A 14,110-nucleotide genomic window follows, 5' to 3' on the forward strand; every position below is an offset into this window, starting at 1 on the left:
AGCTTTCAAGCTGCTGGATCAGGAAGTGCACCAGCGGCTGGATCTGTATGGAGCCTGGATCGATGTGATACAGAACAAGATTGGCGTCACCATGCCGGATGACAATGCCGCCAAGATCCAGGATGAGCTTGAGCAGCTGATTGATCCCGGGATGCTGCATTATGATGTGAGTAAGATTGGTGAACCGCATGTTACCGGTGAGATCGTGGAGATCGAGACCGGGGAGCGGAACCGGATTCTGATTTTGGAGCCGGGCCAGGAGCATCCTTCGTACTGGTTCTCCATCGGCGATCGGGCTAAGATGTATGACGCCGAAGGACTCAGCATTGCCATTGCTGACTTGCAGAAGGGGCAGCATGTCAAACTGTGGAGCACTGGTACAGTTGAGGAGTCTTTTCCGGCATTAGCTTCCTTACGGAGACTTGAACTGGATGAAGAGTGAGTGAATTTTACATGTAGCGCAGCACCGTTCACATCGAGTGGACGGTGCTGTTTGCTTGTGCTGAAAAATGTACTCGAAAAACCGAACACAATGGGCAACCGGGAAGGTAGAGAGCTATCCAGGTTCGCCAGTGAGGGGAAAGTGCGTAAAGTAACCCGCTGGTTCGCAAGTTAGTGTGGTTTCGATTGGCAGAGATACGGTCTTGCCCGGGGGGAATTCATGAAATAACACTACTTCCGCGCCCCGGAAGGTGTCCGCCCTTTGTACTGCTTATACAGCTTGGTAAAATAATTCGGATTGTCACAGCCGACTTTGCCGGCGATCTCTGTCACTGTGTAATCGGTTTCCAGCAGCAGCCGTTCAGCTTCATTCATCCGGTACAGGTTCACATAGTCAATAAAAGTGCGCCCGGTCAGCTTTTTGAACATTTTGCAGAAATGGTAGGGGTTCAGATTCACGAACCGGGCAGCGCTTTCAATTGTGATCTTTTCATCAAAATGGTGTTCCAGATGCTCCAGCAGCGGTTTGAACCGCTCCCGGTTGACGGAATGACGCTGGTTCTGCACCCTGCCCGTTGACAGCTGCGGCGGAAAGGAACGTGCCAGCAGAGTGAAAAACAGATGCAGCTGATTTTTGACCACCAGCTGGAAAGCAGGCCCTTTTTGAAGGACCTCGGAAATAGCAGAATCCAGCAAGGTATAATAGGCGCTGCACGAGCTTTCATGATCTGACGGCTTCACCGGGAACTGGTAGCGGTTGTCCAGATAGGGCGCAACGAATTGCTCATGCTGCAAATCCTCGGTGCGTTCCTTGAACAGGGAAGCATGAAAAACGATAGATGCGAACGAAACATCGCCTCTTTGCATGCTGTATCCGACATGCAGGCCTCCTGAAGGCACAAGGATTACATCTCCCGGGCCTGCTTCATAAGGCATGCTGTCCACATGGAAGATTGCCCGTCCTTTTTTCATCACAATAATCTCAAAATGTTCATGCCAGTGCAGGAACAGTATATTCTGCTCAGGCCTGGCATCCCTGCACTCATTAAAAAAGATACGGAAGGGATAGGTTTTCTCTTCAAGCTGCGGATATTCTTTCAGCTCTTTCGGATAGGTCACGGCAACTTCAACTCCCACAATATTCAGCTATAATCGCACAAGATAAGAAGAGATTTAGCATCAAATCCGCTATATACTTGGATTGCTGAACTTACTATAAACCAATATTGGAGTGGTACACAAGATGCTGGATACATTGAGAATCGGTACGCTGGTAGGCGGCGGGGATGCAGTCAGAGTCATTCCGCAAATTGTTGGACACGGATTTGAGTCCTTCAGTTTGACCTTTTGGCAGACTACCGGGGGGACTAACCTGACAGAAACTGCAGCACGGGTGCGCGAGCTTGCCGCAGAGCATGATTTTGTTATTTCCTCAGTAGGCATCTTCGGCAATCCTCTAACCGGATCGGGTGACAATGCAGACACACTCGCCAGCTGGGAACGGCTGATTGATCATGCCCATTTATTCGGGACCGATATGGTATCGGGTTTCACCGGCCGTTTGACCGGCCAATCCATTGACGACTCCATTCCGAAGTTTGCCGAAGTGTTCGGAGAGCTGTCGAAGAGGGCGGCGGACCGCGGATTGAGAATCGCTTTTGAGAACTGCTCCATGGACGGCAACTGGCAGACGGGAGACTGGAATATCGCCCACAATCCGACCGCCTGGGAAAAGATGTTCAATGCTGTGCCTGCAGACAACCTGGGCCTGGAATGGGAGCCCTGCCATCAGATGGTGGCACTGATTGATCCGATTCCGCAGCTGCGCAAATGGACAGATAAAATATTCCATGTACACGGCAAGGATGCCACAATTGCCTGGGATATCGTCAAGGAATACGGAATTCATGGGCCGAAGCCGTATGTATGGCACCGAACTCCGGGCTTTGGCGATACCAACTGGACCGATGTGATTTCGATTCTCCGCCAGGCGGGATATAAAGGCACTATCGATATTGAAGGCTGGCATGATCCGGTATACCGTGATGAACTGGAAATGACAGGACAAGTGCATGCGCTGAACTATTTGAAATCCTGCCGTGGAGGCAGCTTTATACCTAATCCGGTCTAAGAAGAAAGCGGGGACACCATAATGACTGCACAATACCGCGTAGCTGTCGCCGGCTGCGGAGCAATGGCTAACGAGTGGATCACCTATGCCCTGAAGAGATCAGATGTGGAAATTGTAGCGTTGGTGGATCTCCGTCCGGAGTCGGCTCAGGCTATGGCTGAGCGCTACGGGCTGTCCAGCAGGGTATTTACGGACATCACTGAAGCCATCACAGAGACACAAGCTAATCTTGTATTTGATGTAACTATACCTGCAAGCCATTACAATATCGCAAGTAAAGCGCTTGAGCTGGGCTGTAATGTATTCAGTGAAAAGCCGCTTGCCGAAACCATGGAGCAGTGCAGCGCCATTGTAGAAACTGCGGAACGTACGGGGCGCAGCCATGCTGTCATGCAGAACCGGCGTTATGATCAGCGTATCCGCTCTCTGCGCAGCCTGATTGAGGCCGGGACGGTAGGACGGACGGGTTTCATCGGCGCCAGCTTTTTCTTAGCCCCGCATTTCGGCGGGTTCCGTGATGCCATGAACAGCCCGCTGCTGCTCGACATGGCCATCCACACCTTTGACCAGGCCCGCTTCATCAGCGGTGCTGATCCCGTCACAGTGTACTGCCAGGAATTTAACCCTCCCGGCTCCTGGTATGAGGGGATGGCGTCGGCGATCTGCATTTTTGAAATGTCGGACGGCTCCGTATTTTCTTATCAGGGCTCCTGGTGTGCGGAGGGCGCTCCTACTTCATGGGAAGCTGCCTGGCGGATTCACGGGGAGAAAGGCGCGGTGATCTGGAATGGGCAGGGAATGCCTTATGCGGAAGTCATCAGCGATGCCGACCAGACAGGGAAGTTTATTCGTGACTACATGAGGGTGGAAGGTCCGGTTATCCCTATGAATGAACAATTCCATCACGGCTGCCTGGAGGAGATGTTCCTGTCCCTTGAAGAGCAGCGGCCTGCTGAAACAGACTGCCGGGACAACCGCTACAGCATGGCTATGGTATTCGGGGCTCTGGAAAGTGCCAAAAGCGGACAGAAGCTTGAAATTGCCGAAATTATGAGAACGCATCCTGAAACCAGCCTGCTTCATCCTGCGTATACTCCGGTAAATACGAAATAGGAGGCTGTTTATGTCCTTTTTTAACAAAATGCTGGCAAGTGTGGGCATCGGATCTGCACAAATTGATACTCTTTTGGAAAAGACCTCATATTTCCCCGGGGAGCCCGTTTCGGGAGTCGTCCGGATTACCGGCGGCAGCGTCGACCAGTCTGTAGACAAAATTTATATCAAAGTTATGACCGAGTATATTAAGGAAGCCAACGACAGCAAGCAGCGGGTCAGCCATACGATCTCCCAGATCAGGGTTACGGATCAGGTTCATTTAAAGGCTCAGCAGAAGCTGGAGATTCCGTTCACCTTTACGCTTCCGCTCGAGACACCGCTGACGTTCTCGCGGCAGCCGGTCTGGCTGCACACCGGACTGGAAATCTCCAGTGCAGTTGATCCGACGGATAAGGATTATATTGAAATCACACCAACGCCATTTGCGTCCATCGTATTTGGTGCCGTGGAACGGCTGGGCTTTTCCTTCAAGCATTCCACCTGCGAGCATGACCGCCGTTTTGGCGGAGGGGTACCGTTTGTACAGGAAATTGAATTCTATCCCGGCGGTGAATTCAGAGGACGGCTTAAAGAGCTGGAGCTGATTCTGCGCAACGGTCATGAAGGATTATCCGTGCTGGTCGAAGTGGACCGCAAAAGCGGAGGGATTGCCGGCTGGCTGGAGAGCGCACTGGATATTGATGAGAGAAAAATGTGGCTGCACCTTTCCAGAGAAGATTTGAACCGGGGAACGGATTATGTTGCCGGACTGCTCAGCGGCCTCATTTATAAGGCGCTCCGCTAACGAGTGTACTGCACCGGAGCAAAAGAAACCCGGCAGCAAAAACCTTATGGCACTTGCCATAAGGTTTTTTTTGCTGCTTAACGCTATTGCGGGTTTACCTTTGTCAGCTGCTGTTAAAATCCTCTGTACTGGGGTTCTTCCTTTTCCAGCTCCGTAACCCGGCCTTCTACCTGCAAGGCGATCTGCTGTGTCTGCTCAGCCGCGTTAGTGAATAAGGTTTTAGCCTCCTGATTCTGGGTTTCCAATGCAAATTGCTCTAGACTGGCTTGAGCACTTTTCAAGGAAGCCAGGCACGTTTTCACCTGAGTAATTACAGTCATGTGATTTTCTCCTTTCTAAGCTTGATGAGGCTGTGAATGTGAATTACTTCATAGTATCTTCAGCGGCCAAGGAATTATTTCTTGGTTAATTAGGACCTGTTTTGACAAATAATGAGTATGCTGCGTTAGCTGATATTTGAAAACAGGAGGTGAAAAGAATGCCCGAATGGTTCGAGGTAATCTGGAGGACTTCTTTTGCTGTGGTTGTATTATTCTTATTGACCAAGCTGCTTGGAAAGCGGCAAATTTCACAGCTTTCTTTCTTTGAATATATCACAGGCATTACCGTGGGGGACCTGGCTGCATCCATCTCACTGGATACCGACAAAACCTGGTATTTGGGGCTGATTGCACTCATTGTCTGGGTATTGTTCTCGTTAATGATTGAATTTCTGAAAATTAAAAACAAAAAAACCAGAGATTTTATCGATTTCAAATCGACGGTGCTGGTCAAGGATGGAAAGATCTTGGAAGATAACATGAGAAAAGAACGGATATCCTCAGATGAGCTGCTGGAGGAGCTTAGAAAAAAGGATGTATTTAAATTAGCCGATGTTGAATTTGCCATCATGGAATCCGACGGTGCGATCAATGTTCTGTTAACCAGAGAAAATCAGCCGCTGACTCCAAAGGATCTCGGAATTAAGCTCGCCCCGGAGCAAGAGCCGCAGATTGTTATTATGGATGGCAAGATAATGGATGCTTCACTGGAAAAACGAGGACTCTCACGGAGCTGGCTGCAGGGGAAGCTGGAGAATCTGGGACTTACTGAAGCTAATGTGTTCCTGGGGCAAGTCGATACCTATGGTGAGCTTACAATAGATCTGTACGCCGATAATATTCAGACCCCTCAGCTGCAGGACAAGCCGCAAGTATATGCGCTGCTGAAGAAATGCGAAGCGGATTTGGAGCTGTTCAGCCTGTCGACCAAAAATAAAAATGCCAAGCTTATGTATGGCGAGGGTTCGGAAAAGCTGCAGCTATTGCTGAAGGAGTTACAGCCGTTTCTTCAGAGCTGACAAATTGTGTGAAATTGTGAGCGTACGTAGGAGGCCAGCAAAATTTGACTGATTTTGTTGGCTTTTGATGTGTGTATTGGCAAGATCAACTATTCACATAAATGTAATAATAAGGGTAAAAAAATGCTGTACATTTTTGATGAAATGCTTATAGTGGAGATTAGGCTGACCGCTGCAAAAGAGTTGAATTACGGATATTCGGCAGTCATGATTTTCTCACAAGGTAGGGGATGCCGTGTCTGGCCCGCGCACTACTGCATAAGAAGGCAGGGGCAGTCAATGATCTGAACATGTGTCACCGGCAAAGAAATCATATCGTATACTGGAGGTAAATGTTAACGTGAAAATAAAAAGAAGATTTGGATTCGCGGTTATGGTTGCGCTTTCGGCTTCGCTTGTTTTTGGCGGATGGGGAGGCATCGGGCTTTCCCGGGTACACGCAGCGGACATTTTCAGTGATGATTTTGAATCGGGGGAAGCAGGCAGCTGGACCCGGACGTCAGGTACATGGTCAGTGGTACAAGAGGGCGGGTCGCGGGTATATTATCAGTCTGCCGATACGGAAGGGCGTACCTATGCAGGCAGCAGCTCCTGGTCCGATTACAGTGTTCAAGCTGATGTGAAAATTGATAACTTCAACGGCAACAACCGTACCTACGTATGCGGGCGTTATACGGACGGCAACAATTATTATGCAGCCTCTTTGTCTAACAGCGGCGGGGGCACTCTGGAAATCCGCAAGAAAGTAGGCGGCTCCAGCAGTACACTGGCTGTGAAAACAGGTTTTCCGGTTACAGCCGGAACAGTATACACAGTGAAGCTAGAACTAAGCGGAAATTCGATTAATATGTACGTAAATAATGTTTTGCAGTTAAATGCACACGATAACAATTTGACTGCTGGCGGTATTGGTTTAATCGCGTATAAAACCGAAGCCAAGTTTGACAATGTTGTGGTTACAGCTGCCGGTTCCGGTACACCTTCACCTTCGCCAACCGTTACGCCTACAGCAGTGCCTACACCTACAGTAAAACCGACCTCAACACCAACTGCAGCGCCTTCGCCGACAACTGCCCCAACCCCAACGCCTGGCGCAACAGCTTCACCAACCTCAACACCTGCTCCGGTGGCAGGTGCGCTGTATGTATCTCCTGACGGATCTGCCGGAAATGCCGGAACCCTTGGCAGTCCGACGACACTTGCCTCGGCCATTACCAGGATTGCACCAGGCGGAACCATCTATATGCGCGGGGGTACCTATACTTTCAGCTCACCGGTAACGGTTGAACGGGAAAACAGCGGCAGTTCAGGTCTGCGCAAGAACATTGAGCCTTACGGTACTGAAAAGCCGGTGCTGGATTTCTTTGCCCAATCCTTTGGTTCTACTGAGCGCGGCCTGCAAATTTTCGGACACTACTGGAAAGTTAAAGGCTTGGAGGTCAAGGGGGCAGGGGATAACGGGATTTTTATCGGCGGAAATTATAACATCATCGAGAATGTAGAAACTCATCATAACCGTGACTCCGGACTGCAGATCAGCAGATATTCCTCTTCATTATCCAATATTGCCGACTGGCCGAGCCACAATCAGATCATCGGGGTCTATTCCCATGACAACTTTGATCCGGATAACGGCGAGGATGCCGACGGGTTTGCCGCCAAGCTGACCATTGGACCGGGGAATGTATTTGACAGATGTATAGCTGCCTGGAATACCGATGACGGCTGGGATTTATATACCAAGTCAGACACCGGCCCCATTGGTGCGGTAACCATTAAGAACAGTATTGCCTACAAGAATGGCCAGACTTCCGACGGCAGCAGCACTTCGAACAGTGATGGAAACGGATACAAGCTGGGCGGCGAGAAAATAGCTGTTAATCATATCGTCCAGAACAGCGTCGCTTTTCAGAACAAGAAGCACGGCTTTACTTTTAACAGCAATCCCGGTTCCATTCAAATGACAGGCAACACCTCCTGGAGCAACGGACAGAGCAATTTTGCTTTTGATACCGGCACTCACCAGTTCAGCAATAACTTAAGCTTTGCAGGGGGTTCGAGTGACAAAACGAGCGGTACAGACATTCTCAGCACCAATGTATGGTGGAAGAGTAATGCCAGCAGCAATGGCAAGGGGCTGATTGTGAGTGCGGCCGACTTTGTCAGCCTGACCCCTTCAGTCATCCGTAATGCTGACGGTTCCATTGCATTGGGGAATTTCCTTAAGCTGGCCGCCGGCAGTGATCTGATCGGCTCAGGCACTCCAAGCGGTACTAATATTGGAGCTACCTTCCAGTAAAACAGCTGTATTTTAAATTCCGGCGGAACAGCGCTATACTATTAGCGATTGGTTTTCATTACTTTTAGTATAGAAGGGATGTTTACGCCATGGAATATGTGAAACTGGGATCAACAGGACTCGATGTATCCAGAATATGTCTTGGATGCATGAGTTACGGGGAGCCGGAACGCGGCGGCCACTCCTGGACACTGAATGAGCAGGAGAGCCGTCCGTTCATTCAAAAGGCGCTTGAGCTGGGGATCAACTTTTTTGATACGGCCAACGTCTACTCCGATGGAAGCAGCGAGGAGATCGTCGGACGGGCGCTGAAGGATTATGCTTCACGTGATGAAGTCGTCATTGCCACCAAAGTGCATGGCCGGATGCGTCCGGGACCGAACGGGGGAGGGTTATCACGCAAAGCCATTATGAGTGAAATTGACCACAGCCTGAAACGTCTGGGAACAGACTATGTTGATTTATATCAGATTCACCGCTGGGATAATACGACTCCGGTCGAGGAGACCATGGAGGCGCTGCATGATGTTGTCAAGGCCGGAAAAGCCCGCTATATTGGTGCTTCATCCATGTATGCCTGGCAGTTTTTGAAGGCGCAGCATACCGCAGAGCGCCATGGCTGGACCCGTTTTGTCTCCATGCAGAACTATGTCAACCTGCTGTACCGTGAAGAGGAGCGGGAGATGCTGCCGCTGTGTGAAGCAGAGGGGATTGGCGTCATTCCCTGGAGCCCGCTGGCCCGCGGCCGCTTGACCAGAGACTGGGAGAGCACCAGTACACGTTCAGAAAACGATGAATTCGGCAAACGTCTATATGCCCGTACAGAAGAGGCAGACCGGCTGGTTGCGCTGCGTGTAAAAGAAATTGCGGAAGAGCGGGGAATTCCGCGTGCGCAGGTCGCCTTGGCCTGGGTACTGCAGAAAAAGCCTGTAACTGCACCGATTGTCGGAGCAACAAAGATGAGCCACCTGGAGGATGCGGCTGCTGCCGTGTCTGTAGCCCTCAGCCCGGAAGAAATCGGCAGGCTGGAGGAGCCTTATATTCCGCATCCGGTTATGGGGCATTGATCAAAATAATAGTCCAAACTTTCAGGGGACCGGCTGGAGAGCCGGTCTCTTTTTGCTGACCGCCTGACCGGTATTCCGCATAAATCCATTGATTTCTGGCAAACTAAGTCAGATATTCCATAGAAGAAGAAGGAGGCAGGGGATCATGGCGGCAAGCATACTGGACTATATCAAAGAGGAGTTGGCGGGAAGCAGCGACGTTGTATACCAGTCCATCAATGTATACGGCCATGCCTGTATGCTGATCTATATTCCTTCTATAGTAGACACGTTAAGCATGCAGGAGTATGTCTCCACACCGCTTAAATCAGAAGCGAATTCTGAGCCGGACTGGCCGAAGTTTCTCGAACGCCTGGACAGGGGATCGGCTTTTGCCATTCCTTATGTCAAGGTCTACGAGGTGAAGAGAGCGGTTGAACTGATCGTCAGCGGCAATGCCTTGCTCTGTATCGATGGGCTGCCCTGTATGTATTATTTTGAAATCATCCATTATCAGAAAAGAGCGGTCTCCGAATCCCAGAATGAGCTGGTAGTCATTGGTCCGCAGGAAGCATTCATTGAAGATATAGACACCAATCTGTCGCTTTTAAGACACATAATCAAACATGCAGATCTGAAAACCAAACATTTCAGCATCGGTAAATACACGAAAACGGACGTATATCTTATATACATTGAAGGCCTCTACAATCCGCAAACGCTTGAAGAAATCCAGACTTCACTGGAAGACATTTCGATAGACGGCATATTAGGGATCAGCTATCTGGCAGAGCATATGAAGCAGGGGCATTTCTCGCCTTTTCCGTTATTTCAGTATACAGAGCGCCCCGATTCGGTAGCTGCCTCCTTAATGGAGGGAAGAATCGGCATGCTGATGGACGGGACCCCTTCCGCTTTGCTGACTCCAGTCACCTTTATGTCACTGCTGCAGTCATCGGAAGACTATTACCAGAGCTTCTATGCGGGCAGCTGGGTCCGGATCGTCAGGTTATTTTTCTCCATGCTGTCTCTGGTTCTGCCTTCTCTGTATGTAGCCATCACGACCTTTCATTCACAGATCATTCCATCCAATCTTCTGCTCACCATCGCGTCAGCCAGAGAGAATATTCCGTTCTCGGCATTAACCGAAGCGCTCATCATGGAACTGACCTTCGAGGCATTAAGAGAAGCAGGGACACGTATCCCGAAACCGGTCGGACAGACCGTATCCATTATCGGCGGTATTGTTATCGGACAGGCTGCCGTCCAGGCGGGAATTGTCTCGGCTCCAATGGTCATCGTGGTGTCGATTACAGGGATCGCTTCGTACATTATTCCCCATATGGAGCTGGGTCTGATCTTCAGGCTACTGCGCTTTGCACTGCTTATTCTTGGAGGCACGATGGGGCTGCTCGGCGTTATTGTTGCTGTTTTTGTAACCTATGGCCATCTGGCAAATATGCGTTCTTACGGTACACCTTTTCTGCAGCCGATTGCACCGCTTGTGTTCCGGGACTGGAAAGATACCTTTATCCGTGTCCCTTCACAGTATATGAACAAACGCAGCACCTCCTTTACCAACCGCAAAAATGACAGGAGGCAGAAGAAGCAATGAAGCCTCTGAAGATTGCCCTCTGCCTGATTTTGCTGCTGAATCTGACCGGCTGCTGGTCCAAGCTCGAGCTGGATGAGTTAACGTTTATCTTCGGCATGTACATAGATTCAGGCAAAGAACCGGGAACGGTGGAGGTATCGATCAATGCGCCTTTGCCGAACCGTCTGTTATCCAGCACGCAATCCGGCGGTTCGCAGGGGAAAAGTTATTCTCTGGTTACAAAGACTGCTCCAACCATTACAGATGCTGTCATCATGATTCAAAAGGACCTGTCACGCCGCCTGGAGATTTCGCATATTAAGGCTGTAGTCATCGGCAAAGAGTATGCAGAGCAAGGCATCAGTGAAGTTCTCGACTGGTTCAAAAGACAGCCGGAATTTCCCATTGGAACCTATATTATGGCCGCTCCGGGAAAAGCTAAGGAAATCGCCAAGCTGTCCCCGGTCTTTGAGCAATTGCCGGATCAGGTGCTGATGGATTTCTCCAGCCAGAATCTGACCTTTGCCACGACCGTAAGAAGCTGCCTTCTTGCTGAAGCGAACAATATGGGGTATGCGATGAACTACTTGTCTTTCGGAGAAAACCCTGATGTGAAGGAGCAGGGCGAACCGCTGAAATGGGCAGGCGTTCAGGGGGTGATGCTGTTCCGCAAAGCGGCCATGCGGCAGGTCCTTAATACGGAAGACAGCCGGTCTCTGGCCTGGGCCGCAGGGAATGTTGCAGGGCATGTTGCGCTGCCGATGTACACTGTGAAATGGGAAGAGGATGGCAAGGGGACAGCCAGTGCGCTCTTTTACTCAAATCATGCATCCAAAAAGGTAAAGATGAGCAGTGACGGGCCCGTATTCTACATTAAATTAAAAGGTAAAGCCAGCATTACCTATTTCAGGGATGCAGAGGGGCACGGCGCCAATGAAAAGAGTGGGGTTATTTTGCAAAAGCTTCGCGAAAAGGTCATAGCCGACGTCACTCGTTCTATTAAGGCTACCCAGAAAGCAGGTGCGGATGTGCTGCAGCTCGGCATGCTTATGGAATGGAACCATCCTGCGGAATGGAAGAAGCTTCAGGAGAAGTGGGATGAGGAGTACCGTGAGGCCCAAATTGTGGTCAGTGCTGATCTGAGCATAGAAGATTTCGGGTCTGTAAAATAAGACGTACGCAAAGGAGCCGCTATGCGCACAACCAATTGGCAGATGTTCCGTTTCAGTGTTGTTTTCTTCAATTCGCAGACAACGATTTTCCTCGTTCCGATTCTGGTGTCCAGCTCCGGTTATCAGGGTTGGATCTCTCTTATAGGGGGGTGCTGCCTGGGATTGGTCCTATTATTCTTTACCATGAAATTAGGAAGTCTGAAGACGGATCAGGCCTGGGTGGACTTCGGCAAAGCGATTATGGGTAAATGGGTACACAAACTGCTGGTGCTTCTGCTGCTCTGCTGGTGCGTATATTATTCTTCCTATGATATTGAGAACTTCGTCCTCTTCTTCGGCTCCAACTACATGCGGGGCACTCCGCCTCTCTTCATCCAGATTGTAATCGGGCTGGTCATTATGTACACGGCCTCACTCGGATTAGCAACCATCGTATATATGACGGACGGGATATTTTTGATTATACTGGTCGCCACCATTTTCACGTTATATCTGTTTACACCCAATGCTGATTTTACCATGCTTCCCGCGTTTATCCACCATTTTGATCCCGGTCTCGCTCTGAAGGATACCCTCACTGTAACCTCCTGGTTCTCGGAATGGGTGGTATTTCTGTTTGTGGCGCCTGAGCTTAAAATCAACGGTAAAATGCTGAAGAAGCTGATGGTCGCTCAGCTCTGCATTACTTTTACAGTCCTGATGGGGTGGATATTTACGATTTTGAATTTTGGCCCGCACCTCGGGAAAGAGCTAAGGTATCCGTTTCTGGAAATGGTGCGCAGCTCCTCCCATGACAGCATTATTGGTAATATGGACCCGATTCTGATTGGCCTTTGGTCCTTCTCCATGTTCATTCACAGCGCCTTTTTAATCTATGTCGCCTATAAATGCGCGCTGCACCTGTTGAACCGGAAAGGGAAAAAATATGTGATTCCTGTACTGACTGTGTGTTCGATTACCCTGGCTTACCTGTACTCCCGTAATATTACGAAGTATTTTAGTGATTTCTCATCTGCTGCTGCCGTAATATTCTGGCTGGTGGTGGAGTGTATTCCCGTATATTACATAGCTGTGGCTTATGTGCGTTCAAAAATAAACGCGGCACCTAAATAGTGCTGCGGTTTACTTAATTACTAAATGGAGGCGCTTTCTGGTATGATAGACCTAAAGTACATACCTAAATTCGTTGATTGGATGGTGAGCCTTCATGAATCTGCAGGAAGCGAAGGAACTGGTAGAATTGATAAGAATGAATCTGGCCAAAGTCATTGTCGGAAAAAAAGAAGGGGTAGACCTGCTGCTGACCGCGCTGCTGGCGAATGGCCATGTGCTGCTGGAGGATGTTCCGGGCACCGGTAAAACGCTGCTGGCCAAGACACTGGCCCGCTCGCTGGACTGCAGTTTCAAAAGAATCCAGTTTACACCGGACCTGCTGCCTTCGGATTTGAGCGGCATCAACTACTATAATCAGCAGACCGGAGAATTTCAGTTCCGGCCCGGTCCGGTGTTTGCCAGCATTCTGCTGGCTGACGAGATTAACCGGGCAACGCCCCGCACCCAGTCGAGCCTGCTGGAATGTATGGAGGAACGGCAGATTACGATTGACGGGGTCACTCATGAGCTTGAGGCACCTTTTCTGGTAATTGCCACGCAGAATCCGATAGACAGCCAGGGAACCTTTCCCCTTCCGGAAGCACAGCTGGACCGGTTCCTCTTAAGGATTATGACAGGTTATCCTTCCTTCGATGAAGGAGTTCACATTCTGCAGCGGTTCCGGCAGAACAACCCGCTGCAGGATACCCAGCCTGTGGCGACATCCCGTCAGATCCAAGATATCCAGCAGCTGACTACGGCTGTTACAGTCAGCGACGATTTGCTGGCTTACATGATCCGGATTGTTGAAGCAACCCGGAAAGCTCCGGCTGTCAAGCTGGGCGCAAGTCCACGCGCCGGATTCTCTCTGCTCCGCGCTTCCCAGGGCTATGCCCTGATTCAAGGCCGGAATTATGTCATTCCGGATGATGTCAAGGCGGTGGCCGCTCCGGTCCTGGCCCACCGTCTGCTGCTGCAGCGCGGACCCGGCTCCCGGGAAGGCCAGGCGGCAGAGGTTGTGGAGCAGATCCTCCGGGAAGTGGAGGTTCCGGCGGAACCTGCAGTGGCTGCAAGGGGCGGAAGGGGAGACTAAGAC

General features: G+C 50.3%; 13 protein-coding genes. 11 read left to right on the forward strand and 2 right to left on the reverse strand.

What is annotated here, in order from left to right; genetic code table 11:
• Positions 1 to 25: 25 nt before the first annotated feature.
• Entirely contained in the window at positions 26 to 442 is a 417-nt protein-coding gene (locus C2I18_RS25535; protein ID WP_249898517.1) for a YobA family protein, read from the forward strand.
• Positions 443 to 672: 230 nt separating this feature from the next.
• Here the strand turns inward: C2I18_RS25535 and C2I18_RS25540 are convergent, their stop codons facing one another.
• Entirely contained in the window at positions 673 to 1,560 is an 888-nt protein-coding gene (locus C2I18_RS25540; protein WP_249898518.1) for a helix-turn-helix transcriptional regulator, read from the reverse strand.
• A 124-nt stretch (positions 1,561 to 1,684) separates the two neighbouring features.
• Here C2I18_RS25540 and C2I18_RS25545 point away from each other — a divergent pair, with 124 nt between their 5' ends.
• The 3 genes from C2I18_RS25545 to C2I18_RS25555 are packed head-to-tail and all read left to right on the forward strand — an operon-like array spanning position 1,685 to position 4,472.
• The gene (locus C2I18_RS25545) at positions 1,685 to 2,572 is read left to right on the forward strand and encodes a sugar phosphate isomerase/epimerase family protein (RefSeq protein WP_249898519.1); all 888 of its coding nucleotides are present in this window, start codon (positions 1,685 to 1,687) and stop codon (positions 2,570 to 2,572) included.
• Positions 2,573 to 2,593: 21 nt separating this feature from the next.
• Positions 2,594 to 3,685: a Gfo/Idh/MocA family protein gene (locus C2I18_RS25550; protein ID WP_249898520.1), complete on the forward strand. Its 1,092-nt coding sequence runs from the start codon at positions 2,594 to 2,596 to the stop codon at positions 3,683 to 3,685.
• 10 nt (positions 3,686 to 3,695) lie between these two features.
• Positions 3,696 to 4,472, forward strand: a complete 777-nt coding sequence (locus tag C2I18_RS25555; RefSeq protein ID WP_249898521.1) for a sporulation protein — start codon at positions 3,696 to 3,698, stop codon at positions 4,470 to 4,472.
• A 113-nt stretch (positions 4,473 to 4,585) separates the two neighbouring features.
• Here C2I18_RS25555 and C2I18_RS25560 read toward each other — a convergent pair whose 3' ends face one another.
• A complete protein-coding gene (locus C2I18_RS25560; protein WP_249898522.1) occupies positions 4,586 to 4,792 on the reverse strand; it encodes a DUF1657 domain-containing protein in 207 nt (68 codons plus the stop codon).
• Between the two features lie 158 nt (positions 4,793 to 4,950).
• Between C2I18_RS25560 and C2I18_RS25565 the strand changes: the two genes are divergently transcribed.
• The 7 genes from C2I18_RS25565 to C2I18_RS25595 all read left to right on the forward strand — a co-directional run bounded on the left by C2I18_RS25565 (position 4,951) and on the right by C2I18_RS25595 (position 14,107).
• The gene (locus C2I18_RS25565) at positions 4,951 to 5,811 is read left to right on the forward strand and encodes a DUF421 domain-containing protein (protein WP_249898523.1); all 861 of its coding nucleotides are present in this window, start codon (positions 4,951 to 4,953) and stop codon (positions 5,809 to 5,811) included.
• A 1,012-nt stretch (positions 5,812 to 6,823) separates the two neighbouring features.
• Positions 6,824 to 8,110, forward strand: a complete 1,287-nt coding sequence (locus C2I18_RS25570; protein WP_481857957.1) for a right-handed parallel beta-helix repeat-containing protein — start codon at positions 6,824 to 6,826, stop codon at positions 8,108 to 8,110.
• An 89-nt stretch (positions 8,111 to 8,199) separates the two neighbouring features.
• Positions 8,200 to 9,177, forward strand: a complete 978-nt coding sequence (locus C2I18_RS25575; RefSeq protein ID WP_249898524.1) for an aldo/keto reductase — start codon at positions 8,200 to 8,202, stop codon at positions 9,175 to 9,177.
• A gap of 145 nt (positions 9,178 to 9,322) precedes the next feature.
• Positions 9,323 to 10,771, forward strand: coding sequence for a spore germination protein (locus tag C2I18_RS25580; protein WP_249898525.1), 1,449 nt, complete (start codon positions 9,323 to 9,325; stop codon positions 10,769 to 10,771).
• Entirely contained in the window at positions 10,768 to 11,922 is a 1,155-nt protein-coding gene (locus C2I18_RS25585; protein ID WP_249898526.1) for a Ger(x)C family spore germination protein, read from the forward strand. Before C2I18_RS25580 ends, C2I18_RS25585 begins: the two co-directional genes overlap by 4 nt.
• 42 nt (positions 11,923 to 11,964) lie before the next feature.
• Positions 11,965 to 13,035, forward strand: a complete 1,071-nt coding sequence (locus C2I18_RS25590; RefSeq protein WP_249902241.1) for a GerAB/ArcD/ProY family transporter — start codon at positions 11,965 to 11,967, stop codon at positions 13,033 to 13,035.
• A gap of 94 nt (positions 13,036 to 13,129) precedes the next feature.
• Complete coding sequence (locus C2I18_RS25595; protein WP_249898527.1) at positions 13,130 to 14,107, forward strand: AAA family ATPase; 978 nt, start codon at positions 13,130 to 13,132, stop codon at positions 14,105 to 14,107.
• Positions 14,108 to 14,110: the final 3 nt, after the last annotated feature.

Source organism: Paenibacillus sp. PK3_47, assembly GCF_023520895.1.
Classification (GTDB): Bacteria; Bacillota; Bacilli; order Paenibacillales; family Paenibacillaceae; genus Paenibacillus_AQ.